Raw genomic sequence first — 23,887 nt, 5'->3', positions numbered from 1 at the left:
AGCGACCATGGAGGACTCGATGAAGTCCATGAAGGATCCCGCGCGAAACCCGCGCCGCGAGCGCCTCGCGCTGCTCGTGCGCACGGCCGTCTCGGACGTGCTCGGCATCGAGCCGGAGGACGTCGACGACACGACCAGCCTGCTGAACGACTACCACATCGACAGCCTGGAGCTGATGGAGGTCGGCGCGCGGCTCGAAAAGGCCCTCGCGACGAAGATCGCCGTGTCCGACCTGACCTCGGCACGCACGGTGGGGGAGGCCATCGACCTGCTCGGGGCCCGTCTGGCTCCGGCCGCGTGAGCGGGGACGCCGGAGCGCGCCCCGACCGGGCGCGGGTCGCCGTCACCGGCCTCGGGGTGAAGTGCCCCGCGGGTACCGGTGTCGAGGAGGTGTATGCGGCCGTGCTCGCGGCGCGCTCCACCGCGGTGCTCGTGCCGGACCTCGCGGAGGCCGGTCTCTCGGCCCGTATCGCCTGCCTCGTACCGGAGTTCGACCTCGCGCCGTATCTGCCGCGGCGGGAGCTGCGGCAGGCCGACCGGGCCACGCGGCTGCTGCTGTGCGCGGCCGTGGACGCCGTCGAGGACGCGGGCCGCGCGGCGCTCGGCGCGCTGCCCGCCGCCCGGGTCGGCGTGCAGGTCGGCACCGGTATCGGGGGGCTGCCGACGATGGAGGACAACACCGTCGGCCACCACGCGGAACCGATGGCGATGCCCGTGCACACCGTGCCGAGGACGATGTCGAACGCGGCCGCGTGCCGGGTCGCGATGCGCTACGGCTTCCGCGGCGCCTGCACCACGTACGCGACCTCCTGCGCGAGCGGCACGACCGCGATCGGCGAGGCGGCCCGCCGCATCCGGCACGGGGAGCTTGACGCGGCCGTCGCGGGCGGCGTCGACGCGGCCGTCTCCCGCGTCGTCATGGGCGGCTTCGCGAAGATGCGGGCGCTGTCCGTGCGCAACGACGCGCCGGAGCGCGCGTCGCGGCCCTTCGACGCGGAGCGCGACGGCTTCGTGATGGGCGAGGGGGCCGCGGCGCTGGTGCTCGAACGCTGGGACCTGGCGGTGGCGCGGGGCGCGCGGATCCACGGCGAGGTCGCCGGGTACGCGGCGAACTGCGACGCCTTCCACATCGTCGCGCCGCACGAGGACGGCGCGGTGGCGGCGGAGTGCATGCGCGGCGCGCTCGCCGACGCGGGCCTCGCGCCCGGCGACGTCGGGCACGTCAGCGCGCACGGTACGTCCACCGTCCTCAACGACCGCGCGGAGGCGCGCGCCGTCGCCCGCTGCTTTCCTGCCGGGCCGCCGCCGCTGACGGCGGTCAAGGGTGTCACCGGGCACCTGATCGGCGGCTCGGGCGCGCTCGAAGCGGTGCTCGGGCTGCTGTGCGCGGCGCGCGGGACGGTGCCGCGGGTCGCGAACACCCGCGCCGCGCCGGACGGGGACCAGGTGGACGTGGTGACCGGCGCGGCGCGGCGGATCGCGCCGGGGCTGCCGGTGCTGTCGAACTCGTTCGGCTTCGGCGGGCAGAACGCGTGCGTGGTGCTGGTGCCGGGCCCCGGCGCCGCGGCCGGGAGCGGGTGAAGGGGGTGCGGATCCTCGTGACGGGCGCGACGGGCGTCGTCGGCACGGAGGTCGTGGGCCTGCTGCGGGCGCAGGCGGCCGCCGGGGCCGCGGCGGTCACGGCCGTCGCGCGGCGCGCCGCGGGGACCGCGCCCGTGACGCGCTGGGCGATCGGCGGGGAGCCGCCGCCCGGGGCGCTCGCGGGCCCCTGGGACGTGATCGTGCACTGCGCGGCGTCGACCCGCTGGACGCTGGGCCGCGCGGAGGCGGAGGAGGCGAACGTGGCGCCGCTGCGCGCCGTGCTCGCGCTCGCGGACCGTGCCACGCACGTCGTGCACGTGTCGACGGCGTACGTGGGCGGGGTGCGGGCGCCGGAGGACCTGCGGGGCGCCGAGTTCGAGGGGTTCCGCAACGGCTACGAGTGGTCGAAGGCGGTGTGCGAGCGCGTGGTGCGGGAGACGCACGCGGGGCCGCTGACGATCGTGCGGCCACCGCTGGTCGTGGGGCGCAGGGGCAGCGGCGAGATCGCCCGTTTCTCCGGCCCTTACACGGTCCTCCAGGCGCTGGTGTCGGGCACGGCCGCGGTGATCGTGGGAGACCCGGAGGGGTATGCGGAGATCGGCCCGGTCGACCAGGTCGCCGAGGTGGTGGCGCGGGCCGCGCTGGGGGAGCCGCCGGGCGAGCCCGTGGTGCGGGTGATCGCGGGCGGCGCCGGCAGCCTGCGGCTGTCCTCGCTGGTGGGGATCGCGTGCGGGACCCTGAACGAGATCAGGCGCGCGCACGGCGCCGCGCCGATCGAGCAGCCGCCGTTCGTGCCGGTCGAGGCGTGGAACCGGTTCTTCCTGCCGCTGGCCGAGCAGTACCTGTCGCCGTTCCAGCGGCAGGCGGTGAGGCTGCTCGCGATGTTCCAGAGCTACACGAGCATGGCCGCGCCGTTCGAGCCCACCGACCGGGTGCGCGACCCTGGCGCGGTGTTCGAGGCGGCCGTGCGGTACTGGGCGGCCCGCAGGCCCCGGCTCGCGCTGGCCGCGCCCGACCCGTGGACGCTGCTGACGCGGTAGGGGCGGTACCGGGTGCGCGGCGGTCGCACCCGGTACGCGTCAGGCGCTGACCGGCTCCTTCGGCGGGGCGAGCGCCGCCCCGACCTGCTTGGTCCTCGGCCCGAAGACGGCCAGCACGACGGAGCCGAGCAGCCAGGTGCCGGCGATGAAGAGGAACACGCTCCGGTAGCCGGAGCCGTTGTAGAGGCCCGCGATGATCAGCGGCCCCGCCGCGTTGGAGAGCCGGCCGAGGCCGTACGAGACGCCGGTGCCGAGCGACCTGCCGTGCGTGTCGAACAGCTCAGGCGAGTACGCGTACCCGAGCGCCGTGTAGCCGCGCTCGAAGAGGTTCACCAGGAAGCCGAAGACGACGATCAGGACCGGGTTGAACGTCAGCCCGTACAGCAGGCCGCACACGGCGATGATCGCGCCGAAGGCCACCAGGCACCACTTGCGCTCGAACCGGTCCGTGACGAGGGCCGCGATGTACGAGCCGAGCGGCGCGCCGACCGTGCTGAGCGCCACGTAGAACACGGACTTCTCGACGCTGAAGCCCTCTTTCGCCAGCAGCGTCGGGGCCCAGCTGGAATAGCCGAAGAAGCCGATGGTCTGGGTGACCCAGAGCACGATCAGCAGCAGCGTCGGCAGGAGGTACTTCTTCTGGAGCAGGATGCGCAGCGGCGCCTTCTGCAGGACCGGCGGGTCCGTGGGCGGCGCGGGCTCGGGGAGCGGGCCCTTTTCCGCGGCGATCTCCGTTTCGAGTTCCGTGAGGATCGCGTCGGCCTTGGCGTGCTCGCCCCTCGCCTCGTACCAGCGGGGGGATTCCCTCAGGTGCCGGGCGAAGAAGAGGTAGACGATGCCGAGCGCGCCCCACAGGTACACCAGGCGCCACGACCAGTCGTTGACCGGGACGACGGCGCTCGCGACGAAATTGGTGACGGGGGTGCCGCAGATGCCGATGACGATCGCGTACGCCTGGAACTTGCCGCGCAGCGCGGAGGGGAAGAGTTCGCTGACGTAGATCACGGCGACGACGGTCATGGCGGAAAGGCCCGCCGAGGTCAGGACCCGGAAGACGCCGAGGGAGACGACGTCCCAGGAGAACACCGAGGCCAGCGAGAAGACGCTGAAGAACACGGTGGTGATGTTGAGCGCGGTCCTGCGGCCGAACCTGTCGGCCATCCAGCTCGCGACGACGGACCCGAGGAACATGCCGACGAACGACAGCGAGGTGACGTACGCCACCTGGTTCACGGTGACGCCCCACAGCTTGATCAGCCGGGGTGCGGTCACCGCGAAGCTGTTGATGTCCGCGAATTCGAAGAAGTAGGCGAAGGCGACCGCGACCAGGGTTGTCTTGTGGAATCTGGCGATGGGTAGCCGGTCGAGCCGGTTCTTCGCATTGGAGTGCAGCACGGGGAGCCCCTGTTTCGGTGTGGGTGCGGAAGGGGCTCAGGCGTTTTCGCCGGGCCAGTAGAGCCGCATCGGATTGTCCACGAGCAGCTTCTGTCGCAGTGCGGAGGTTACGGCCACCCCGGGCACGTAGTCGACAAGCAGCCCGTCGTCCGGCATGTGGTCCGTGAGGTTCGGGTGCGGCCAGTCCGTGCCCCAGAGTACGGAATCCGGGAATTCCTCGACGACCTTCCTCCCGAAGGGCACCACGTCCGCGTAGGGCTCGCGCTCCCCGTCGAGTGCGGGGCGGCCGGTGGCGGTGAGCCGCTCGGGGCAGGTCACCTTGACCCATACGTCGCCGCGCTCCACGAACCGCAGGAACCGCGCGAACCCGGGCCCGCCCACCGGCTTCGTCACGTCGGGGCGGCCCATGTGGTCCACGACGAGCGGGGTGGGCAGCGCGGTGAAGAACGATTCGAGGTCCGCGAGGTCCTCGCTCTCGAAGTAGATGACCACGTGCCAGCCGAGCGGCGCGATGCGCTCGGCGATCGCCGCGAGGTCCTCCCTGGGTGCCGCGTTGACCAGGCGTTTCAGGAAGTTGAACCGCACCCCGCGCACGCCGGCCGCGTCCAGCTCCGCCAACTCGGCGTCGGTGATGTCGGGCCGTACGGTCGCGATGCCGCGCGCCCGGCCGCCGGATGCCCGTACGGCGTCGACCATGGCGCTGTTGTCGGCGCCGTGGCAGGTGGCCTGCACGATGACGTTGCGGCTGACGCCGAGGTGGTCGCGGAGGGCGAACAGCTCGTCCTTGCCCGCGTCGCACGGGGTGTACTTGCGCTCCGGCGCGTACGGGAACTCGGCCCCGGGCCCGAAGACGTGGCAGTGCGCGTCGACGGTGCCCTCGGGCAGCGTGAACCGGGGCTTGGACGGGTCCTGGTACCAGTCGAGCCAGCCGGGCGTCTTCGTGAAGGGGCCGCTCATGCCTGTGCCCCCTGTCCGCCGCCGACGTAGCGCAGGCCGGCCGCGCGCAGGGGCTCGCGCATGCCGTACATGTCGAGGCCGAGCTCGCCCGCGGCGAACCGCCGCCGCTTGCCCTCTTCGTTCTCCTCCCGCTTGTGACCCGCGGCCGCGACCTCGGCGGCCCGCTCGGCCGGTACGACGACGACGCCGTCCGCGTCGGCGGCGACGACGTCTCCCGGGCGCACCAGGGCGCCCGCGCAGACGACGGGGATGTTGACGGAGCCGAGGGTCGCCTTGACGGTGCCCTTGGCGTTGACGGCGCGGCTGAAGACGGGGAAGTCCATCGTCTCCAGCGCGGCCACGTCACGGCAGCCGCCGTCGATGACCAGGCCGACCGCGCCCCTGGCGCGCGCCGAGGTGGCGAGCAGTTCGCCGAAGAAGCCGTCCTCGTTCTCGGTGGTGCAGGCTGCCACGAGCACGTCGCCCGGCCTGACCTGCTCGACGGCGACGTGCAGCATCCAGTTGTCCCCGGGCTGGAGCAGCACGGTCACGGCGGTCCCGCAGAGGGCGGCGCCGTGGTAGACGGGCCTGATGTACGGGCGCATGAGGCCGGTACGGCCCATCGCCTCGTGGACGGTGCTGACGCCGAGCGGCGCGAGCGCCTCGACGTCGGCGCGGGAGGCGCGGCTGGTGTCCTGGTGGACGACTCCCAGTTCATACATGGTTCTGTGCTCTCTCTGCGTCAACGCCCCTGCTGCCTGAGCAGGGTGTCGAGACGCGGGTAGACGGCGCGGACGTTGTGTTCCTGGACCTCGGCCAGGGCCGTGGCGCTCAGCCCTGCGGACTCGACGTAGCGGCGGGTGTCGTCGAAGTGGTGGCCCGAGCAGGGGTCGACGTCCCGGACGGCGCCGATCATCTCGGAGGCGAAGAGGATGTTGCGGCGCGGCACGACCTCAAGGAGCAGGTCGATGCCGGGCTGGTGGTACACGCAGGTGTCGAAGAAGACGTTGCCGAGGACGTGCTCCTCAAGCTCGGGCTTCTTCAGCGCCATCGCGAGGCCGCGGAAGCGCCCCCAGTGGTACGGGACGGCCCCGCCGCCGTGCGGGATCACCAGGCGCAGCGTGGGGAAGTCCTTGAACAGGTCGCCCTGGATCAGCTGCATGAAGACGGTCGTGTCGGCGTTGAGGTAGTGCGCGCCCGTGGTGTGGAAGGCCGGGTTGACGCTGGTGCTGACGTGCACCATCGCCGGGAGGTCGTACTCCACGAGCTTCTCGTACAGCGGGTACCAGGACCGGTCGGTCAGCGGCGGCGCGGTCCAGTGCCCGCCGGAGGGGTCCGGGTTGAGGTTGACGGCGACCGCGCCGTACTCCTTGACGCACCGCTCCAGCTCGGGCACCGAGGTGGCCGGGTCGACGCCGGGCGACTGGGGGAGCATCGCGGCGGGCACGAAGCGCTCCGGGTAGAGGGCGGCGACCCGGGCGCACAGCTCGTTGCAGATCGCGGCCCAGCGCGACGAGGTGGCGAAGTCGCCGATGTGGTGCGCCATGAAGGAGGCGCGCGGCGAGAACAGCGTGACGTCGATGCCCCGCTCGTCCATCATCCGCAGCTGGTTCTGCTCGATGCTCTCGCGGATGTCGTCGTCGCTGATGCGCAGGTCGGCGGTGTCCGGCACGGCCGAGGGGTCGGTGAGCCCGGCGATCTGCCGCTCCCGCCAGGCGCCCAGCGCGGGCGGTGCGGTGGTGTAGTGGCCGTGGCAGTCGATGATCATCGCTGTTCCTTTACGGGGACCATGGCGGCACCCGCCATGATCAGACGGGCGGTGCGCAGCAGCGCGGACTTGGTGACCCGCTGCGGTTCTTCGGGGTCGAGGCCGAGGGCCACGCTGAACTCGCCGGACGGGTGCTCGACGGAGACCGTGACGTCGGCGCCCGGCGCGGCCCGGACACCGGCGATGGCGTGGGCGACGCTGCCGTCGAGCACGCAGGCGGTGGCCGCGGTGACGGCGGCGAGCACGCCGATGGACTCGTGGCACACGCGCGGAATGAAGCTGCGGGTGCTCAGGGTGCCGCCGTGCGCGGGCGGCGCGACGAGCGTCATCTTGGGGTAGTTCTTCGCGGTCACGTCCCCGAGGCCCATCAGCTTCCCGCAGGTCAGCCGCAGGTCCTCGACGCGGGCCTTGAGCTCCTCGTCGGCGTTGAGCTCCGCCGCGGTCTCGTAGCCGGTGCGGCCGAGGTCGGCGGCGGCCACGATCACCAGGGGCTGGCCGTTGTCGATGCAGGTCACGTCGAGGGGGCCGACGCCCGCGACCTCCACGCGGTCCCGTACGTGCCCGGTGGGCAGCAGGGACGCGCAGACCGAGCCCGCGGTGTCGAGGAAGTTGATGGTGACGGGTGCGGCGGTGCCGGGGACGCCGTCGATCCTGGCGTCGCCCCCGTACGCGACGAAGCGGCGGCCGTCCGGGCCGAGCGGGGTCCTGATGGTGATCTCGGCGGTCAGCCCGGTGTTCAGTGTGAGCACCCGGGCCGTGGTCTCGTCGCCCGAGGGCGTGAGGAGCCCGGACTCGACGGCGAAGGGCACGACGGCGGCGAGCATGTTGCCGCAGTTGGGCGTGGTGTCCACGAGGTCGCTGTCGGGCTGGAGCTGGCAGAACAGGAACTCCAGGTCAATACCGTCGCGCGTGCTGCGGTCCACGATCCCGGCCTTGCTGGTGAGCGGGTGCGCGCCGCCGAGCCCGTCGATCTGGCGCGGGTCGGGCGAGCCCAGCACGCCCAGCAGGACCGCGTCGCGGCCCGCGGTGCCGGCGGGCAGGTCGCCGGCGCGGAAGAACGGGCCGCGCGAGGTGCCGCCGCGCAGGAACCAGCAGGGGATCGCGGTCTGCCCGCCCGGTGGCGGCGGCTCTGACGGGTCCGCGGGGCGGACCGTCGTGGGTTGCGTCATTGCTCTCCCCTTCGCTGGTGCTGCTTGTCAACATAACCATCGACGAAATTGTTGACAATAGCTTCGATGGAAGAGTCGCCAAAGGCGGTGTGCGGCTAGACTGCGAGCGGATGCGGCCCGAGGCACGGGCCCCGGAGCGGGAGGGCGACGCGTGGCGGACAACCGGGTGACCGGTCAGGAGGGGCGCCGCCTCGTGAGTACGGCGATCCGCCGGGCGCTCTCCGCGGGCGACCTGGTGCCGGGCCAGCGCCTGGTCGAGCAGGAGCTGTCCGAGAGCCTCCACGCGACCCGCAACTGCGTCCGCGAGGCGCTCCAGGACCTCGCGGCCGAGGGCCTCGTCGAGCTGGTGCCGCGCCGCGGCGCCCGCGTCCGCGTGGTCTCCGTCGAGGAGGCCATCCAGATCACCGAGTGCCGCGCCGCGCTCGAAGGGCTCTGCGCCCGCCGCGCCGCCGAGCACGCGCCGGCGCAGCAGCGCGAGGGCCTGCGCGAGATCGGCACCCGCATGCGGGAGGCCGTCGCGGGCGGCGACCTCAACACCTACTCCGCGCTCAACCGCGAACTCCACGCCCGCATCGCCGAGATGAGCGGCCAGAAGGTCGCGGGCGGGCTGCTCGACCGGCTCAAGGGGCAGATGGTCCGCTACCAGTTCCGCCTCGCCCTGCGTCCGGGCCGCCCCACCAAGTCGCTGCCGCAGCACCTCGCGATCATCGAGGCCGTCGTCACCGGCGACGGGCACGCCGCGGAGGCCGCCGCCCGCGCCCACCTCGACAGCGTCATCGAGGAGCTGCGCGCCACGCCCGCGGCGGAGCCGGCGGGGTCCGCGGCGCTGACGGTGGGGGCCTGAGACCCTCGGAGGCCTGAGCCTCAGGGATCGCGGGCCCCGGGGGCCTGAGGCCCCGGGGCCCGCCGGGTACGGGCCGTGTCCTGGTGCCCCGTACCCGGCGGCCCCCGCCTGAACCAGCCCTCGCCGTGCCGCCACGCCGCCCTGCCGTCGGACGGAGCAAGCGACTACTCCCCCGAGGGACGCGGCCCCGCCCTGACATGCCGCTGCGCCGGGGCTGCCCGACGATGACGGACGTCACGGGCCGGCCGAATCCTTCGCCTGCGCCCCCTCCCCGAGGAGACGAGGAGACGCGGAGAGCCATGCAGAAGCCCGGCACCTCACAACTGTTCAGAGAGACGGCGGCGGAGTTCGTCGGCACGATGGTTCTGCTCCTGCTCGGCGCCGGCGTCGTCGCGCAGGTCATCGCGGGCGGCGCGCTCACCGACCCGAAGGGCGGCCTCGGCGACCACGACAGCATCTCCTGGGCCTGGGGCCTCGGCGTCACCTTCGGTGTCTACATCGCCGCCCGCCTCAGCGGCGCCCACCTCAACCCGGCCGTCACCCTCGCGCTGGCCACGTTCCGCGGCTTCCCCTGGGCCAAGGTCGCGCCGTACGCGCTGGCCCAGACGGCGGGCGCGTTCGCGGCGGCGCTGCTGGTCCGCTGGAACTACACCGAAGTGCTCGCCAGGGCCGACCCCAAGCACTCCTTCGTGACGCAGATCGTCTTCTCCACGCTCCCCGGCAACGGCTCCACCACGGCGGGCGTCCACGAGTGGGGCGCCTTCCGCGACCAGGTCATCGGCACGGCGCTGCTGCTCGTACTGATCTTCGCCATCACCGACGCGCTGAACACCCCGCCCAAGGCCAACCTGGCGCCGTTCGTCATCGGCCTCGTCGTCGTCGCCATCGGCATGGCCTTCGGCACGAACGCGGGCTACGCCATCAACCCGGCCCGCGACTTCGGCCCCCGCCTCGCCAGCTTCCTCACCGGCTACCACTCCGCGTGGCGCGACCAATGGGGCAACCTCTACTTCTGGGTGCCGATCGCCGGGCCCCTCGTCGGCGGGCTCATCGGCGGCGGCTTCTACACGTACGTGATCCAGCGCTGCCTGCCCACGGCCGAGCCCGAGCCGCCGGGCCGCGTGCCGAGCCCCGAGTCCTGAGTCCTGGGGGCTGGGGCCGAGCCCGGGGCGCAGGGCGGGCTCCTGGCACGCGGGGCCGTCCCGCCGCGAGCCCGCCGGCCCGCGGTGTCAGGCCCCGGTACGGGTCATGCCGCCGTCGACATGCAGGATCTGCCCGGTGACGAACCCGGCGTCGTCGGAGACGAGGAAGGCCAGGGCACCCGCGAGGTCCGCGGGCACCGAGCGGCACCTGATCGTCTGCATCGCCGTGATCCGGGCGGGGACCTCCTCGGCCGACGGGCGGCCCGCCCGGTCGCGGCCGAGGAACCCCTCAGCCGCCACCAGCCCCGGGGCGATCGCGTTGACCGTGACACCGCTCTCGCCGAGTTCGTTGGCGAGCGCCCGGGTGAGCGCGTGCACCGTGCCCTTGCTCGTCAGGTACGCCAGGTCGCGGTTCTGGGTCGCGGTGATGCCCGAGCCCGCGTTGACGATCCGGCCCCACCCTGCGGCGCGCATGCCGGGCGCGAACGCGCGGGCGAACAGCAGGATCGCCTCCACGTTGACCGCCTGCACCGCGCGCCACAGCTCGACCGTCACATGGTGGAGGTCGGTGAAGGGGAAGACGGCGGCGTTGTTGACGAGGATGTCGCACCGCCCGTACTTGTCGATGACCGCGCCGACCGCCGCGTCGACCTGCGCGGGGTCGCCGACGTCGCACACCAGGCCGAGGCGCCGCCTACCGTGCGGCGGGCTCCTCGCACGCGGGGCCGTCCCGCCACAGCTGGTCAGCGGTGCCCGCGGCGAGGTGGCGGGCGTAGAGGGTGACCTTGCCGTGGATGGTGTCGAGGGCCTCCTGGAGGTCGGCCATCTGCTGCCGCACCCGGGTCTCGTGCCCGTGCAGCAGCTCGTACCGCTCGGCCTCGTTGCCCGGCCCCTCGCGCACCAGCTCCACGTAGCGCCGGATCTCGGGCAGCGGCATCCCCGAGGCCCGCAGTTTGGCGCAGACCCTCAGCCAGTCCACGTCCTCCCGGGTGTACACCCGCCGCCCGGCCGCGTTGCGCCGCACCTCGGCGAGCAGACCCTCGTCCTCGTAGAAGCGCAGGGTGTGCGTGGCCAGGCCGGTGCGGGCGCTGACCTCGCCGATGCCCAGGGCCGCCTCGTCGGTGTCCGTCATGCCTCCACTGTACGAGCTTGACCTCAAGTCGACTTGAACTCCTAACGTCGAAGACACCTCCGACGAAAGGAAAAGCCATGGCCACCACATGGTTCATCACCGGCACGTCCTCCGGCTTCGGGCGCCTGCTCACCGAGCGGCTGCTCGCGAGGGGCGACCGCGTCGCCGCGACCCTGCGCAGGCCCGAGGCCCTGGACGACCTGCGCGCCGAGCACGGCGACCGCCTCTGGACCGCACGGCTCGACGTCACCGACGCCGAGCGGGTGCGCCGCGTCGTGGACGAGGCCTTTGCGGCGCTCGGCACCATCGACGTGGTGGTCAACAACGCGGGCTACGGCGTCTTCGCCTCCGTCGAGGAGGCCGCGGACGAGCAGATCCGCCGGGTGATCGACACCAATCTGCTCGGCTCGATCCACGTCGTACGCGCGGCGCTGCCGCACCTGCGCGCCCAGGGGCGCGGGCGGATCATCCAGGTCTCCACGGCAGGAGGCCAGACCACCTACCCCAACTTCGGCTACTACCACGCCTCGAAGTGGGGCATCGAGGGCTTCTGCCAGACCGTGGCCCAGGAGATCGCGCCGTTCGGCATCGGCCTCACCATCGTCGAGCCCGGCGCGACCCCGACGGGCTTCGGCGCCTCCCTCGACACCGCGCCCGTCATGCCGGAGTACGAGGACACGCCCGCGGGCGAGGTGCGGCGCGCGCTCGCGAGCGGCGCTTTCCCGCTGCCCAACGACGCGGAGAAGATCGCCGCGGCGATGATCGACCTGGCCGACTCCGCGGAGACCCCGTTGCGCCTGCCCCTGGGCGTCGACACCTACGCCGACGTCCACGCGTCCCTCGCCGCCCGCCTCGCCGAACACGAATCCCACCGCGAGGTCGCCCACTCGGTCGCGTCGACCTGACGCGCCCGGCGCGCTACCGCCCCGCGCCGCGCGCGAAGGCGGCCCGCGCGTCCGGGGCGACGTTCAGCACGGGCCCTGAGGGGTCCTTATGAGGCCAGGCAGATCGGCCATCGCGCGCAGGTGCCAGATGTGCTGCTTGTGCTCCGCGTCGGTACACAGTCGGAGGTGGAGAACGGGCTCCCAGACGACGAAGCTGACAAACGAAGCCGACGGTCGGCGGTGTTTTCTGTTGCAGCAGTCTCTGACGGTCTTGCCGCTCCGCTGTATGCAGCGCCGACTCGTCATCGTTGTAGGCGGCAGACGGTTGCTGAAGACGGCTCGGGTGTACGCCTCGGTCTGGAGCAGACCGGGCACCACCTGATTCTCGTACGAGGAGACGGTGGCGGCGTCCTTGTCCAGATCGAACAGCTGCTGCGTCCACAGTGGTGTCATCGCAGCGTCGGGCATGTGATCCAGGGCTGCGGCCAGCAGTCCTTTCGTATCGAGAATTCGGTCCAGTAGCTCTGCCTGATCCTGCTTCAAGAGCCGGCGGCCCTGCTCGATCGAGGCGATGGTGTCCGTGGCCATTACCGCCCTCTCTGCCAGAGACTCCTGCGCGTATCCGCAGGCTCGGCGCGGAGTGGCCAGTTGGGCCCCGCCATCTTGGCGGCGGACCCGTCCGGTGAACGGCGTTTCCCGTTGTGCATGCGGCAAGCTCCCTCTCGGGTGTTCACGCGGGGAGGGGCCAGGAGGGCCCCTCGGGGCCGGAGGCCGGGTGGCCGGACACCTGGCCGCGCGCGGCGGCCTCGTCAACGCCCTCGCCCTGGATCGCCCACGTCCCGTCGCGGTGGGCGGATTCGCGCCACACGCCCGCCCCCCACCGCCGTGCGCCGCGCGGGCTCCCGCGCGGGCTCCCGCGCGGCACCGACCTGCCGGAAGACGGTGTCCCCCAGGAACACCTCGCGCGGCACCCCTTCGACGGCCGCACGCCACGCCGGGTCGGTCGTCATGCCAGGCCTCCTGGGCGATGAGGTCGCACGATGGGGACAACGGGCTTGCGGGGAACTCGCGGACGGCGGGGTGCCGCCGGGGCGCGGGCTCGTCCTCGTGGAGGCGATGTCGGACGCCTGGGGCGTGGGGGAGCGCGACCCGGGAAGGTCGGGTGGTGCGTCTGGCGGTGGTGAACGCGGGGGAGTGCGCGCCCCGGCTCGCCCGGCGGGGCGCCGACGGACGGGGCGTGCGCGCCGTATCGACGCGGACCGTGGTGGCGCCTAGCATGAAGTCCGGCTCTCGTCAGCCGGGTTGACCACCCGGCGCCATGGCGGGGCCGCAGGAGGACCACAACAGAAATCGGGGGTTCCACCATGATGTCCCAGCACACACGCCTGCCCGGCAGGAGGCCGCTTCTGGGCCTGTCCGTCGCCGCTCTCGCGACGGCCTTCGCCCTGCCCTTCGGCATCGGGCCGGCCTCGGCCGCACCCGCCTCGCCCGCCGCCACGCTCTCCTGTGACACCGGCCGCAGCGCGGTCGACGACTACACGGGCTTCGCCCTGTGCCAGAACACCGGCTCGGCGCCCGTCACCTTCTGGGTCCACCTCGTCTGCGGGTGGGCGCCCGACGTGGACGGCAACCACGTCACGGTGGGCCCCGGTCAGAGCAGCCAGTCCACGGCCCACTGCGGCTCCATCGGCACCGGCATCGGCGAGATCAGCGTCGTGACGGCGTGACGCGGCACGCCGCCACGCGGTGACGCCGGCGGGAGGCGGCCCCACTTCGGGGCCGCCTCCCGTCCCGTGTGCGCGGGCGCCGCGCGGGTGTCAGCGCCTGCCCGTGCTGTACGAGTGCGCGCCGGTGCCGGCGAGCGCGCCGCCGTCCACGATCAGGTACTCGTCGCGGATGGGGCGCCCGTCGAGCCAGCACTCCAGGATCTCGCGCGTGCCCGCCGCGTACCGCGCCTGGGCGGAGAGTGTGGTGCCGGAGACGTGCGGGGTCATGCCGTGGTGCGGCATGGTCCGCCACGGGTGGTCGGCGGCCGGCGGCTGCGGGTACCACACGTCGCCCGCGTAGCCCGCGAGCCGGCCGCTCTCCAGGGCGCGCACGACCGCGTCGCGGTCGACGATCCTGGCCCGCGCGGGGTTGACGATGTACGAGCCGCGCTGCATCGAGCCGATCAGCTCGTCGTCGAACAGTCCGTCCGTGGACGGGACGAGCGGCGCGTGGATGGACAGGACGTCGACGGAGCGCGCGAGGGAGCGCACGTCCTCGTGGAAGGTGAGGCCCAACTCCCGCTCCACCTCGGCCGGGAGCCGGTACCGGTCGGTGTAGTGCAGCTTCACACCGAACGGCTTGAGGCGCCTGAGGACCGCGAGGCCGATCCGCCCGGCCGCGAACGTGCCGACGTTCATCGCCTCCAGGTCGTACGCGCGCTCGACGCAGTCGGCGATGTTCCAGCCGCCCTTGACGGCCCACTCGTACGACGGCAGGTAGTTGCGCACGAGCGCCAGGATCTGCATCACGGTGTGCTCGGCGACGCTGATGCTGTTGCTGTACGTGACCTCGGCGACGGTGATACCGCGGCTCATCGCGGCCTCCAGGTCGACGTGGTCGGAGCCGATGCCCGCGGTCACCGCGAGCTTGAGCTCGGGGGCCCGCGCGATGCGCTCCGCCGTCAGGTAGGCGGGCCAGAACGGCTGCGAGATCACCACGTCGGCGTCGGCCAGCTCGCGGTCGAGCACCGAGTCCGGGCCCTCCTTGTCGCTGGTGACGACGAGGGTGTGGCCGGCCTTCTCCAGGAAGGAGCGCAGGCCCAGCTCGCCGGAGACGCTGCCGAGCAGCTCGCCGGGGGTGAAGTCGATGTCCTTGGGGGTGGGCGCCGTCTGGCCGCCCGGGTAGCCGGCCACGGCGGGGACCGTGTCCCGCGCGTACGAGGTGGGACAGCCGGTCACCGGGTCGTCGTAGAGGACGCAGACGATCTTGGCCATGGCGGTGTGTTCCTTCCGGGGGAGTGCGGTGTGTTCCGGTGTGTTGCGGGGGCGCCGGGCGGCAGCCGTCGGGCGGGCGCGGGGCGCGGGGCGCGGTGCGAGCGGCGGGGCGCCGGGCGAGGGCCGGGTCCGGGGCGCCGGGACCGGGCGGCACCCGGTCCCCGGGCGCCCGGACGGGACCTCAACGGCGGTCGGAGAAGCGGATGTCGAGCGACCTGAGGTACGTCTGGAGGCCGGCGTCCTGGATCGGGATCAGGTGCGCGTCGCGGCCGGACTCGTTGAAGTGGGCGTGCCACGTGCCGGGCGGGGTGACGAACGCGCCACCGGGCTCCCAGTCCACGCGCACCGGGTTGACGATCTCGCCGCGCTCGTCGAGCCGGTCGCCCAGCAGGGAGTAGCAGCCCTCCGGTGCGTCCAGGATCAGGTCGAGCGCCACGGACTGGTGGCGGTGGGGCCGCTGCTCCTGGCCCGCGGGCAGCACGCCGAACATCGCCCAGAGGGTGTGGGTGATGGTGAGCGTCTGCTCCTCGTCCGCGTTGGCGAGCAGCACGCTCACCCGGCTCTTTTCGTTGGCGCCGGGCCGCGCGGCGATCCGCTCCAGCTCGGCCACGGCATCCCGCCGGGCGAACTTCGTGGCGCGGAAGCGGGGTTCGGCCGCCTGCGCGCCGAGGTAGCGCAGCAGCGGCTCGTCGTGGACGTAGTAGAAGACCGTGTCCGACTCGGCGTAGTGCACCGAGCGGCTGCCCGCGGGCAGGGTGAGGAAGTCGCCCTTCTCCCACGGGACGAGACGGCCGTTCACCGCCGAGTACCCGGCGCCGTAGAGCACGTAGAACAGCTCGGAGGTGGCGTTGGGGTCGGTCGGGACGCGCTCGCCCGCGCGGATGCGGACGAAGTTGGCGACGAGGCCGGGGCTGGTGGCCGGGCCCTGCTCGATGCCCAGCTCCTTGGAGAGGTCGAGCGGGATGATCCGGCTCGGGCCCTCCGCGTACAGCTCGGGGCTGAACCTGCGGATCGGGACCCGGCTGGTGCGGCCGCTGCCGATCGGGTTCGCCGCCTTGGAGTACTCGAAGTAGCGGGCGTCGCCCGCCCAGTCCTCGAAGCGGCCCTCGAAGCCGTACTCGGCGACGTTGACGGCGGCGGGGACGGTGGGGTCGAGCCGGGCCAGACCGGTGGCGACGGCCTGGGTGTTCTCGCCGTCCACCTGCTCGCTGACGACTGTCATCTCAGCTGCTCCTTTCTGGAGTGCAACTTGTATCTCAGTTGCGTCTAAGACAGTACGCCGGTGTTCGCGCCGCCGCAACACCGGGCGGTCGGTGGGTCGACGGGGTCTTCGCGCGGCGCCCCGAACCCGCGGTCACCGCGCGGAGGCAGACCGCCGCGCACGCCGCGAGCAGGGCGAGCAGGGCGGTGTGCGGCAGGGCGGAGGGCGCGGGTGCGAGCACGGTCGACAGCAGGAGCTCCGTGGGGGACGGGGCGTGGTACGCCCCGGTGGGCCCCGTGAGGTCGGACGGTGTCGTGGTCCGGCGGATCTCCAGCAGGCCCCAGGGCAGGGCGATCCCGTACCCCGCGCCGAGCGCCGCGGCCGGCCGTGGCGACCTGGCGCGGGCGCGGGCGTGGGTCGCGCCGAAGGCCCGGGGGCGCGAGCGGCGGCACCACCATCCGCGGGAAGCGCCGGTGGCCGGGCGAAGGCGCCCGCAGGTCGGCTCTGGACGGTGGTGTAGAGGGGCAGTGCTGGGGGGCGCGCTGTCTCGCTCGTCGCTCAGGCGGCCGTCGCCCGCGGTGCGCCGAGGCACGCCGTGCAGGTCAGCAGGCGGCGGCTGTACATCGTCGCGGTCAGCCCCGCGTTGCGCCGCGCCTGGGCGCGCCCCTCGTGGACGTGGCCGACGCACACGGCGGCACCGCAGTCCGCGCAGACGGCGGCGGCGGGTGTCGTGCGGCCCTGCCGCAGGCAGTCGTAGCAGTTCATGGTCCGTGCTCCGTTCTCTCCGGGTTCTTCGAAGCCCTGGGGTCTGTGGAGGTCCTCAGGGTGTGGAGGCCCCCGGATCCGGAGACCTCTGACCACTGGAATCTCTATGGTATCTAACTTGTATCTCAGGCGGAATGGGAGGGATTCGCGCAGCTCAGGAGCGGTTGACGGGATTCGGGAGGGGGCGCGCCGGCGGGGAGGTCCGGGTGCGCGCGACGTCCGCGCCCCCACCCGCGCCCCTAGGATGGATGCGACCGGTATGCCACACAGGAGGTGCGATGCCCGCGGAGCCCAGGCAGTCGGCGAAGGGCCGTGCCTACGACTTCATCAAGCGCGAAGTGCTGCGCGGCGCCTACGAGGGCGGCGACCTCATCAGTGAGGGCGATGTCGCCAAGCGCCTCGACATGTCCCGCACCCCCGTGCGGGAGGCGTTCCTGCGCCTTGAGGTCGAGGGGCTGCTCAAGCTCTACCCGCAGCGCGGCGCGCTGGTCGTGCCCGTCTCCCCGGCCGAGGTCCGCTCGGTCCTTGAGGCGCGCAGGCTGCTTGAGCGCTTCGCGGTCGAGAAGCTGCTCGCCGGCCCCGCGCCGGCCCGCGACGCGGCGGTCGAGGCGCTCGCGGCGCATGTGCGCAGGCAGCGCACGGCGGGCAGCACGGGCGACGCCGAGGCGTTCCTGGAGGAGGACCGCCTCTTCCACACCGGGCTGCTCGACGCCTCGGGCAACCCGCTGGTCGTCCAGTTCTACGGCACGCTCAGGGACCGCCAGACCCGCATGATCGCGGAGTCCATGGTCAGCGAGCCGCACCGCCGTGAGTCGATCATGGAGGAGCACGCGGAGATCCTCGACGCCCTCCGCGCGGGCGACGGCGAGCGCACCCTGGCCGCCCTCGACGCCCACCTCGCGAGCACCCGCAAGGCCCTCGGGGTGACCTGACCCCCAGGTCTTCGCCCTGCCCCCGCTGTGACCGGGCTCTTTGCTGTTGTCCTCCACGCGTCGCATACTGAGATACAAGTTAGATACTACTGGTAGGCATCCCGGGGCTCCCTGATGGGTGCCTGATGAGTGGCTGGAGGTCAACACCATGTCCCTCGCCCCGCACGCCCGCCCGCCGCGCCCGGCCCCCGTGCCGCGCCAGCCGACCGCACCCCCGCTCCCCCGCCGCGCTCAGGCCTCCGCGATGGGCGCCCCTGACGCTCCGTACGCGGTCTGCGCGCTCGGCGTCCCCGACGACCCCCGCGGGCCGAGCCCCCTCGGTACCGCCGACGTCGCGGGCGTCCCCTCGGCGACGGGCCGCGGCGACGGGCCCGTACCCTCCCCCCCTGGGCCGCGCCGACGCCCCCGGCGCTCCCTCCCCGATGGGCCCGCCCGACCCGGCCTGACCGGACGTCCCCGACCGGCGGGCTCCGGTGGGTCCGGGCGGCGAGGCCGCCTGGTGCTCCCCATGCCGCCCGGCGTGATCCGAACGGAGGACCCTAGGCCGCGTCCGTGTCGGTGCCCGTCAGGACGGCGTCCGCGACGACGTCGAAGAGGCGGTCGGCGCGCGGCGCGAGCGAAGGCTGGTCGCCGAGCCAGGCGAGCATGGCGATCAGCGCGAACAGGTCGTCGCCGTCGAGGTCGCCGCGCGCCACGCCCGCGGCCTGGGCCCGGGTGAGGAGCCGCGCGCCGGCGGCGCGCAGTGTGACGCAGGAGGCGTGGAGTGCGGATCCGGGGTCCTCGATGGCGGCTGCCATCAGCACGGTCACGCCCCGGTACTCGGTCGTCCATGCGACGCAGTCGCGCACCCAGGTGACGAGGGCGTCCGCAGCCGAGTTCGATGCCTCGAACTCGGCTGCCGTGGCTGTCAGTTCACCGAAGCTCGTGTGGAGAAGCGCCTCCAGCAGTGCCTCGCGCGTCGGAAAGTGCCGCAGGAGTGTGGCCAGCCCGACACCCGCCCTGCGTGCGATGTCGCGCATCGACGCGTCGACGCCCTGCTCGGCGACGGCGGCGCCCGCCACGGCGAGCAGGTGGTCGCGGTTCTTCCTGGCGTCGGCCCGCATCGGTCCCTCGCTTGACTGAACGGATCAGTGGTCCATATATTCGGATCACCGATCCATTTATGTGGATCGCTGATCCGAATAAGCATATCCCGCTCCGCGGGCAGGAGGAAAACGATGCCCACCCACACGATGAAGGCGATCCGGCTGCACGAGTTCGGCGGTCCCGAAGTGCTGCGTCACGAGGAAGTCCCCGTTCCCGAACCGGCGCCGGGCGAGGTGCTCGTCCGCGTGCACGCGGTCGGCCTCAACCCGCCGGACTGGTACGTGCGCGAGGGCATGCCCGGGGTGCCCCCTGAGTTCAGGCCTCCGTTCGGTCTGCCGCTGATCCCGGGCACCGACATCTCGGGGGTCGTGCACTCCGTCGCCGCCGACGTCCACGGCTTCGCGCCCGGCGACGAGGTGATCGGCCTGCTGCGCTTCCCGGTCTCCCCCCAGGCCGGCGCGTACGCCGAGTACGTCACCGCGCCCGCCGCCGACCTCGCCCGCAAGCCGGCCGCCGTCGACCATGTGCACGCTGCGGGCCTGCCCATGTCGGGTCTCACGGCATGGCAGTACCTGATCGAGGTCGGGCACGGCCACCCTTCCCCGTTCCAGGAGGCCCCGCACCGCCCGGTGCCCCTCGACGGCCGTACCACGGTCCTCGTCAACGGCGCCGGCGGCGGGGTGGGCCACCTCGCGCTCCAGCTGGCGAAGTGGCGGGGCGCCCGCGTGATCGCCGTGGCCTCGGGCGCCCATGAGGCGTTCCTGCGCGAGCTCGGCGCCGACGAGTTCATCGACTACACGAAGCAGCGCCCCGAGGAGGTCGTCCGTGGCGTCGACCTCGTCCTGGACGCGGTCGGAGGGCCCACGAGCCGGCGCTTCCTGCCCACCGTCAGGCGCGGCGGTGCCCTCTACCCGGTGTACTTCGGCGAGTTCGACGACGAGGAGAACGCGAGGCTTGGCGTCACCGTCACCGGGACCCAGGTCCGCTCGAACGGCGCGCAACTCGCCGAACTGGCACGCCTGCTCGACGCCGGCACGATCCGCGTCGCCGTCGACAGCACGTTCCCGCTCGCCGAAGCCCGGGCGGCCCACGCGCGCGCCGCCCGGGGCCACATCCAGGGCAAGATCGTCCTCACCGTCGCCTGAGGCGCATCGCGTCAGGGGGTGAGTACGATCTTTCCCCTGGCGTGGCCCGTATCGCTCAACTGGTGTGTGCGGCAGCGGCGTTGCCAAGGGTGAGGACGGCCGCGACCGGCACGGTGAGGCGGCCCTGCCCGGCGAGAGCGGCGGCCACGGCGAATCCCCCGACCGCCTGCTGGTCCGCGCCGGCGCCCGCCGAGTGCGGCAGGTGGACTCCGTACTCCGCGGCGTTCAGGTCGGCGACCGTCGTCCCCCGGTCCCGGCTGCCCGCGAGTGCCACCAGGTCGGGCGGCGAGCCTGACCCGGCGCGGTCCAGGACGACGCCGACACCGTCCGGTGCCGGCGCGGCGGCCCGCTCGTCCGGCCCGGGGCCGTAGGTGGTCGTGGTCGCCCCCAGCCCCGCGGCGAACGCGTGGTCGCGCGCGCTCGCCGTGCCGAGGACGCGCCCGCCGCGGCCCGCCGCGGGCTGGACGGCGACCGTGCCGACCCCGCCCGCCGCGCCCTCGATCAGCAGGGCCGTGGCGGTGGTGACCTTCAGCCGGTCGAGGGCGCGGGTGGCGGTCTCGGTGCTCGCGGCGGCGGCCTGCTCCCGGCTCGAGCTGGGCCTTGCCCCTCGCCGCCCTCACCTGGCACCCGACCAGGGTTGACACTCTTGGCTAATGAGGCTAGCTTCTGGCTATTCGCATTAGCTTATAGCTTTTCCGCTCGCCGAGCAGGGAGATGTCATGGCTGAGTTTGTCTCCGTCCCGGGCGGCACCATCGCCTACGAGGTCGCTGGAGAGGGCCCGCTGGTTGTCCTGGCCCACGGCATGGGGGACAGCCGCGCGGCGTACAGATTCGTCCTGCCGCGTCTGGTGGCGGCGGGGTACCGAGTGGCCGCGGTCGACCTGCGGGGCTGCGGCGAGTCGAGTGCGCGATGGCCTTCCTACTCGCGCACCGACATCGCGGGTGATCTGCTCGCGGTGATCCGCCACCTCGACAGCGGCCCGGCCGTCCTGGTCGGTCACTCGGTCTCCGGCGGCGCCGCCACCGTCGCGGCCGCCCAGGATCCCGGCCTGGTCAGGGCCGTCATCGAGCTGGGCCCCTTCACGCGCGCGCAGTCGTTCAAGCTCGGCGACCTTGGCTCCAAGAGCTATCGCAAGGGTGCCTTCCGGCTGCTCGGCGCTACCCTGTTCGGCAGCGTGGGACTGTGGTCCCGCTATCTCGACCACGCCTACCCGGGCCGCAAACCGGCCGACTGGACCGACCGGCTGGCCCGTGTCGAGGCGATGCTGGGCGAGCCCGGCCGGATGCGGGCAATGCGGAAGATGGGGCAGTCGGCGCCGACCGACGCCGGTGCCCAGTTGGGTAACGTCCGGTGCCCTGCCCTGATCGTGCAGGGCTCACTCGACCCCGACTGGGTCGATCCGCGCGCCGAAGGCGAGGCGATCGTGGCTGCGATGCCGGCCGGTGTCGGAGAGCTCGCGGTGGTCGAGGGAGCCGGCCACTACCCGCACGACCAGTACCCCGATGAGACGGTGTCCCCCCTGCTGGCCTTCCTGGAAGCGCACGTCCGTGCCTAGGGCGGGCCTCGATACGAGCGCCGTCATCGCGGCGGGAGCGGCGCTCGCCGACGAGGTCGGTTTGGCGGGCCTGACCATGGGTCTGCTGGCCGACAGGCTCGGCGTACGGCCGCCGTCCCTGTACAAGCACGTCGGCTCCCTGCACGAACTGCGGCACGGCATCTCCGTCCAGGCCAAGCGCGAATTCGCCCATCGGCTGGCCCGGGAGTCCGTCGGCCGTTCCGGCCCGGACGCGGTGCGGGCGTTCGCCGACAGCTACCGCCAGTGGGCCCGGGAGCATCCGGGCCGCTACGCCGCCACCGCCCCCGCCCCGGCGGACGGTGACGAGGAGGACCGCCGGGCCAGCGAAGAAGCGTTGCAGGTTCTGCTCGACGTCCTGGCCGGTTTCGGCCTGACAGACGCCCGCGTGGTCGACTCCGCACGGGCGCTGCGATCAGCACTTCACGGGTTCGTCACCCTTGAGGGCGCCGGCGGCTTCGGGATGCCCCGCGACGTCACGCGGAGCTTCCACTTCCTCATCGACACCCTGATCGCCGGCTTCCAGGCCGACCCTCCTGACCACGCCTCCGAAGGATGACATGGCCGTCACCGATCGCCCCCGGTCCGGCCCGCGTCCCGCCCCGCGCGGCTGCCTTCGCGGCCTTCACCCGGCCGGCGGACCCGGCGTCGGCCTCGGCCCGCAGGGCCCTCGCAGCAGGCACGGTGCAGGCACACGTGCCGCGCGGCTGCACACGCGCCTGGGCCGTGCTCCGTACCTGTGGATCGCTCGTGGCGGACGTCCTGGCCGTCAGTCCATCCCCTTCTTGCCCGGCGTCCAGAACGGCTTGGTCAGGACCGTGCGCCGGTCCCAGCCCGCTTCCTGGACGAGCACCCGCCGCACTGCTTGCACGTCCCGTGCCTCCCCGGCGACGTAGGCGATCCCGCCGGGTTCGGGAGCGAGGCGTCGTACGGCGTCCGGCAGGGACGTCTCGCCCCGCAGGACCCAGTCGAGCCGGTCGCCGCCCGCCAGGGGCAGCCGGTCCGCGGCTGCCGCCGTCTCGATGCACCCGGAGACGACGGCTTCCCGGGGCAGTGCCGCGAGCATCGCCCCGAACGCGACCGAGGCCGTCTCGTCGCCGACGAAGAGGTGGCGGGCGGCATCGGGACGCAGCGTGAAGGTGCCCTCGGGCCGCCGCAGCCGCACCTGTTCGCCCGGTACGACGGTGCGGCCCCATCGGGCGCCCGGTCCGCCGGTCGCGTGGTCCAGTACGCACAACTCGATGCCGCCGGACGGGTCGTAGCGCCAGATCGAGTACGTACGGAGGGCGAGTCCACCGACCAGGACCCGCACCTGCTGGCCCGGCTGGACCTCCAGACCGGCCAGTTGTGCGTCGTCGATGCGCAGCCGACGCATCCGGGCGGTGACCTGTTCGGCCTCGGTGACGGTGCCGCGTACGGTCAGAAGATCGAGGACGGGGTTCAGGAGATCGGGCATGAAGGGCTCCTCGACGGGGGCGGGTTGGCGTACTCAGCGGGCGGTCGAACGCGATAGTACGCGTCTGCGAGAGTTCGCGATAGTGCGCGTTGGGGCGGGTGTTGCCGTAGCCGGCGGCCACGGGCGTCGTCGCCGGCGCCGGCAGGGCGCCCGTGCGCAGGACCGGGCTCGGGCCGGAGGCCAGATCGGTGTGGGCCGGACGGGACGCGGACAGGATGATGCCGGCGGCCGGGACGCCCAGGGCCGCGCCGGTCTCCCGGGCCGTGGCGCCGGGGCCGGAGCTGAGGCCCGCCCGGTGCGGCGGGAGCGAGGCCGCCGCGCCGAGGGTGAGGACAGGCGCGGCCGGGCCGGTGCCGGCCGAGATGGCCAGGAGCCGGCGGGCGTACGCCCCGTGCGGAGCCTTTTTCATCCTGCGTAGCGGTTCGCTTCGACATGGCGCGGAACGAGGATGGCCTGCACGACCGCGGTTGCGCGGCGCGGGCGGCAGCGCGGTCTGACCAGGATCTTCCAGGTCTTGGGCGTGGCGATCGCGCGTCGCCGCGGACGCGGATCTCCGTGTGCGCCCGGTTGGCCGTCTTCTGCCGGCGTGACGGCTCCGGCCGGAACCGGCGTTGCTCCAACGAGGTGCGCACGCCGTCGCGGGCGCCTTGACGGCCCGTGTCGGCGAAGGTCATCACGTTGGCGCTGCTGAGCGTGTCGATGGTGCGGTGAGCGCGGGCGGCGGCCACGTCGTGGGTCGACGCCATGGCGAGGCCCCCGGTCGGGGTATCGGGTTTCGTTCGATTTGCTGTCCTGCCGGGAGCCTCGCCCTCATCGATCCGCACTCCCTGCCACCCCGGGCCGACCTGCAGGACCG

24 protein-coding genes and 2 pseudogenes are annotated in these 23,887 nt (G+C 73.1%); 11 read left to right on the top strand and 15 right to left on the bottom strand.

Going from position 1 to position 23,887, the window contains the following annotated elements:
• The first annotated feature begins 7 nt into the window (after positions 1–7).
• The 3 genes from ABEA77_RS17715 to ABEA77_RS17705 are packed head-to-tail and all read left to right on the top strand — an operon-like array spanning position 8 to position 2,621.
• Positions 8–301: an acyl carrier protein gene (locus ABEA77_RS17715; protein ID WP_345648057.1), complete on the top strand. Its 294-nt coding sequence runs from the start codon at positions 8–10 to the stop codon at positions 299–301.
• A complete protein-coding gene (locus ABEA77_RS17710; RefSeq protein WP_345648054.1) occupies positions 298–1,581 on the top strand; it encodes a beta-ketoacyl-[acyl-carrier-protein] synthase family protein in 1,284 nt (427 codons plus the stop codon). The genes ABEA77_RS17715 and ABEA77_RS17710 overlap by 4 nt, the downstream gene beginning before the upstream one ends.
• A 17-nt stretch (positions 1,582–1,598) precedes the next feature.
• A complete protein-coding gene (locus ABEA77_RS17705) occupies positions 1,599–2,621 on the top strand; it encodes an SDR family oxidoreductase (RefSeq protein ID WP_345648051.1) in 1,023 nt (340 codons plus the stop codon).
• Between the two features lie 39 nt (positions 2,622–2,660).
• Here the strand turns inward: ABEA77_RS17705 and ABEA77_RS17700 are convergent, their stop codons facing one another.
• The 5 genes from ABEA77_RS17700 to ABEA77_RS17680 are packed head-to-tail and all read right to left on the bottom strand — an operon-like array spanning position 2,661 to position 7,889.
• Positions 2,661–4,016 (bottom strand): MFS transporter, encoded by a 1,356-nt coding sequence (locus ABEA77_RS17700; protein WP_345648048.1) that lies wholly within the window; start codon positions 4,014–4,016, stop codon positions 2,661–2,663.
• Positions 4,017–4,052: 36 nt separating this feature from the next.
• Complete coding sequence (locus ABEA77_RS17695; protein ID WP_345648045.1) at positions 4,053–4,973, bottom strand: amidohydrolase family protein; 921 nt, start codon at positions 4,971–4,973, stop codon at positions 4,053–4,055.
• Positions 4,970–5,674 carry a 4-carboxy-4-hydroxy-2-oxoadipate aldolase/oxaloacetate decarboxylase gene (gene ligK, locus ABEA77_RS17690; RefSeq protein ID WP_345648043.1) on the bottom strand — a complete coding sequence of 235 codons (705 nt, stop codon included), beginning with the start codon at positions 5,672–5,674 and terminating at the stop codon, positions 4,970–4,972. Before ligK ends, ABEA77_RS17695 begins: the two co-directional genes overlap by 4 nt.
• A gap of 20 nt (positions 5,675–5,694) precedes the next feature.
• Positions 5,695–6,720 (bottom strand): amidohydrolase family protein, encoded by a 1,026-nt coding sequence (locus ABEA77_RS17685; RefSeq protein ID WP_345648040.1) that lies wholly within the window; start codon positions 6,718–6,720, stop codon positions 5,695–5,697.
• On the bottom strand, positions 6,717–7,889 hold the full coding sequence (locus tag ABEA77_RS17680) for a 4-oxalomesaconate tautomerase (protein ID WP_345648037.1): 1,173 nt from the start codon (positions 7,887–7,889) through the stop codon (positions 6,717–6,719). Before ABEA77_RS17680 ends, ABEA77_RS17685 begins: the two co-directional genes overlap by 4 nt.
• Before the next feature lie 193 nt (positions 7,890–8,082).
• On the opposite strand from ABEA77_RS17680, the gene ABEA77_RS17675 reads away from it, so the two are divergent.
• A complete protein-coding gene (locus tag ABEA77_RS17675) occupies positions 8,083–8,733 on the top strand; it encodes a GntR family transcriptional regulator (protein WP_425588304.1) in 651 nt (216 codons plus the stop codon).
• Between the two features lie 299 nt (positions 8,734–9,032).
• Complete coding sequence (locus ABEA77_RS17670) at positions 9,033–9,875, top strand: MIP/aquaporin family protein (RefSeq protein WP_345648031.1); 843 nt, start codon at positions 9,033–9,035, stop codon at positions 9,873–9,875.
• Between the two features lie 87 nt (positions 9,876–9,962).
• On the opposite strand, the gene ABEA77_RS17665 is transcribed toward ABEA77_RS17670, so the two are convergent.
• A complete protein-coding gene (locus ABEA77_RS17665; RefSeq protein WP_345648028.1) occupies positions 9,963–10,553 on the bottom strand; it encodes an SDR family NAD(P)-dependent oxidoreductase in 591 nt (196 codons plus the stop codon).
• A gap of 16 nt (positions 10,554–10,569) precedes the next feature.
• The gene (locus tag ABEA77_RS17660) at positions 10,570–11,007 is read right to left on the bottom strand and encodes a MerR family transcriptional regulator (protein WP_345648025.1); all 438 of its coding nucleotides are present in this window, start codon (positions 11,005–11,007) and stop codon (positions 10,570–10,572) included.
• A 77-nt stretch (positions 11,008–11,084) separates the two neighbouring features.
• Between ABEA77_RS17660 and ABEA77_RS17655 the strand changes: the two genes are divergently transcribed.
• Positions 11,085–11,912: an SDR family oxidoreductase gene (locus ABEA77_RS17655; RefSeq protein WP_345648022.1), complete on the top strand. Its 828-nt coding sequence runs from the start codon at positions 11,085–11,087 to the stop codon at positions 11,910–11,912.
• Positions 11,913–11,975: 63 nt separating this feature from the next.
• Here the strand turns inward: ABEA77_RS17655 and ABEA77_RS17650 are convergent, their stop codons facing one another.
• Complete coding sequence (locus ABEA77_RS17650; RefSeq protein WP_345648019.1) at positions 11,976–13,169, bottom strand: helix-turn-helix domain-containing protein; 1,194 nt, start codon at positions 13,167–13,169, stop codon at positions 11,976–11,978.
• Between the two features lie 86 nt (positions 13,170–13,255).
• Between ABEA77_RS17650 and ABEA77_RS17645 the strand changes: the two genes are divergently transcribed.
• Positions 13,256–13,618 (top strand): hypothetical protein, encoded by a 363-nt coding sequence (locus tag ABEA77_RS17645; RefSeq protein ID WP_425588303.1) that lies wholly within the window; start codon positions 13,256–13,258, stop codon positions 13,616–13,618.
• Between the two features lie 90 nt (positions 13,619–13,708).
• Here ABEA77_RS17645 and ABEA77_RS17640 read toward each other — a convergent pair whose 3' ends face one another.
• From ABEA77_RS17640 to ABEA77_RS17630, 3 genes are all read right to left on the bottom strand, one after another.
• A complete protein-coding gene (locus ABEA77_RS17640; RefSeq protein WP_345648016.1) occupies positions 13,709–14,872 on the bottom strand; it encodes an NAD-dependent formate dehydrogenase in 1,164 nt (387 codons plus the stop codon).
• Positions 14,873–15,053: 181 nt separating this feature from the next.
• Entirely contained in the window at positions 15,054–16,094 is a 1,041-nt protein-coding gene (locus ABEA77_RS17635; protein WP_345648013.1) for a cupin, read from the bottom strand.
• Positions 16,095–16,631: 537 nt separating this feature from the next.
• A complete protein-coding gene (locus tag ABEA77_RS17630) occupies positions 16,632–16,838 on the bottom strand; it encodes a DUF2180 family protein (protein ID WP_345648010.1) in 207 nt (68 codons plus the stop codon).
• 278 nt (positions 16,839–17,116) lie between these two features.
• Here ABEA77_RS17630 and ABEA77_RS17625 point away from each other — a divergent pair, with 278 nt between their 5' ends.
• On the top strand, positions 17,117–17,770 hold the full coding sequence (locus ABEA77_RS17625; protein ID WP_345648007.1) for a GntR family transcriptional regulator: 654 nt from the start codon (positions 17,117–17,119) through the stop codon (positions 17,768–17,770).
• Positions 17,771–18,309: 539 nt separating this feature from the next.
• On the opposite strand, the gene ABEA77_RS17620 is transcribed toward ABEA77_RS17625, so the two are convergent.
• Complete coding sequence (locus ABEA77_RS17620; RefSeq protein WP_345648005.1) at positions 18,310–18,873, bottom strand: TetR/AcrR family transcriptional regulator; 564 nt, start codon at positions 18,871–18,873, stop codon at positions 18,310–18,312.
• Positions 18,874–18,987: 114 nt separating this feature from the next.
• Here ABEA77_RS17620 and ABEA77_RS17615 point away from each other — a divergent pair, with 114 nt between their 5' ends.
• Positions 18,988–20,001 (top strand): NADP-dependent oxidoreductase, encoded by a 1,014-nt coding sequence (locus tag ABEA77_RS17615; protein WP_345648003.1) that lies wholly within the window; start codon positions 18,988–18,990, stop codon positions 19,999–20,001.
• Between the two features lie 11 nt (positions 20,002–20,012).
• Here the strand turns inward: ABEA77_RS17615 and ABEA77_RS17610 are convergent.
• A pseudogene (locus ABEA77_RS17610) lies at positions 20,013–20,590 on the bottom strand (zinc-binding dehydrogenase); the annotation flags it as partial.
• A 130-nt stretch (positions 20,591–20,720) separates the two neighbouring features.
• Here ABEA77_RS17610 and ABEA77_RS17605 point away from each other — a divergent pair.
• Entirely contained in the window at positions 20,721–21,557 is an 837-nt protein-coding gene (locus tag ABEA77_RS17605; protein WP_345648000.1) for an alpha/beta fold hydrolase, read from the top strand.
• Complete coding sequence (locus ABEA77_RS17600; RefSeq protein WP_345647998.1) at positions 21,550–22,134, top strand: TetR/AcrR family transcriptional regulator; 585 nt, start codon at positions 21,550–21,552, stop codon at positions 22,132–22,134. The genes ABEA77_RS17605 and ABEA77_RS17600 overlap by 8 nt, the downstream gene beginning before the upstream one ends.
• A 210-nt stretch (positions 22,135–22,344) precedes the next feature.
• Here ABEA77_RS17600 and ABEA77_RS17595 read toward each other — a convergent pair whose 3' ends face one another.
• Both ABEA77_RS17595 and ABEA77_RS17590 read right to left on the bottom strand, forming a co-directional pair.
• Positions 22,345–23,031, bottom strand: a complete 687-nt coding sequence (locus ABEA77_RS17595) for a siderophore-interacting protein (protein ID WP_345647995.1) — start codon at positions 23,029–23,031, stop codon at positions 22,345–22,347.
• Between the two features lie 405 nt (positions 23,032–23,436).
• Positions 23,437–23,771: pseudogene (locus ABEA77_RS17590) on the bottom strand (transposase family protein); the annotation flags it as partial.
• Between the last annotated feature and the right edge of the window lie 116 nt (positions 23,772–23,887).

The organism is Streptomyces tremellae (assembly GCF_039540215.1).
In the GTDB taxonomy this organism is placed as follows: domain Bacteria; phylum Actinomycetota; class Actinomycetes; order Streptomycetales; family Streptomycetaceae; genus Streptomyces; species Streptomyces tremellae.
Note: the sequence above shows the minus strand (reverse complement) of the source record. Positions and strands in the feature narration are given on the sequence as shown.

What these genes read in the sequence shown, in the direction of transcription:
- ABEA77_RS17715 (WP_345648057.1), top strand. Translation starts at nt 8, where the DNA reads ATGGAGGACTCGATGAAGTCCATGAAGGATCCCGCGCGAAACCCGCGC.
- ABEA77_RS17695 (WP_345648045.1), bottom strand. Translation starts at nt 4,973, where the DNA reads ATGAGCGGCCCCTTCACGAAGACGCCCGGCTGGCTCGACTGGTACCAG.
- ligK (WP_345648043.1), bottom strand. Translation starts at nt 5,674, where the DNA reads ATGTATGAACTGGGAGTCGTCCACCAGGACACCAGCCGCGCCTCCCGC.
- ABEA77_RS17685 (WP_345648040.1), bottom strand. Translation starts at nt 6,720, where the DNA reads ATGATCATCGACTGCCACGGCCACTACACCACCGCACCGCCCGCGCTG.
- ABEA77_RS17680 (WP_345648037.1), bottom strand. Translation starts at nt 7,889, where the DNA reads ATGACGCAACCCACGACGGTCCGCCCCGCGGACCCGTCAGAGCCGCCG.
- ABEA77_RS17670 (WP_345648031.1), top strand. Translation starts at nt 9,033, where the DNA reads ATGCAGAAGCCCGGCACCTCACAACTGTTCAGAGAGACGGCGGCGGAG.
- ABEA77_RS17660 (WP_345648025.1), bottom strand. Translation starts at nt 11,007, where the DNA reads ATGACGGACACCGACGAGGCGGCCCTGGGCATCGGCGAGGTCAGCGCC.
- ABEA77_RS17655 (WP_345648022.1), top strand. Translation starts at nt 11,085, where the DNA reads ATGGCCACCACATGGTTCATCACCGGCACGTCCTCCGGCTTCGGGCGC.
- ABEA77_RS17650 (WP_345648019.1), bottom strand. Translation starts at nt 13,169, where the DNA reads ATGCTAGGCGCCACCACGGTCCGCGTCGATACGGCGCGCACGCCCCGT.
- ABEA77_RS17645 (WP_425588303.1), top strand. Translation starts at nt 13,256, where the DNA reads ATGATGTCCCAGCACACACGCCTGCCCGGCAGGAGGCCGCTTCTGGGC.
- ABEA77_RS17640 (WP_345648016.1), bottom strand. Translation starts at nt 14,872, where the DNA reads ATGGCCAAGATCGTCTGCGTCCTCTACGACGACCCGGTGACCGGCTGT.
- ABEA77_RS17635 (WP_345648013.1), bottom strand. Translation starts at nt 16,094, where the DNA reads ATGACAGTCGTCAGCGAGCAGGTGGACGGCGAGAACACCCAGGCCGTC.
- ABEA77_RS17630 (WP_345648010.1), bottom strand. Translation starts at nt 16,838, where the DNA reads ATGAACTGCTACGACTGCCTGCGGCAGGGCCGCACGACACCCGCCGCC.
- ABEA77_RS17625 (WP_345648007.1), top strand. Translation starts at nt 17,117, where the DNA reads ATGCCCGCGGAGCCCAGGCAGTCGGCGAAGGGCCGTGCCTACGACTTC.
- ABEA77_RS17620 (WP_345648005.1), bottom strand. Translation starts at nt 18,873, where the DNA reads ATGCGGGCCGACGCCAGGAAGAACCGCGACCACCTGCTCGCCGTGGCG.
- ABEA77_RS17615 (WP_345648003.1), top strand. Translation starts at nt 18,988, where the DNA reads ATGCCCACCCACACGATGAAGGCGATCCGGCTGCACGAGTTCGGCGGT.
- ABEA77_RS17605 (WP_345648000.1), top strand. Translation starts at nt 20,721, where the DNA reads ATGGCTGAGTTTGTCTCCGTCCCGGGCGGCACCATCGCCTACGAGGTC.
- ABEA77_RS17595 (WP_345647995.1), bottom strand. Translation starts at nt 23,031, where the DNA reads ATGCCCGATCTCCTGAACCCCGTCCTCGATCTTCTGACCGTACGCGGC.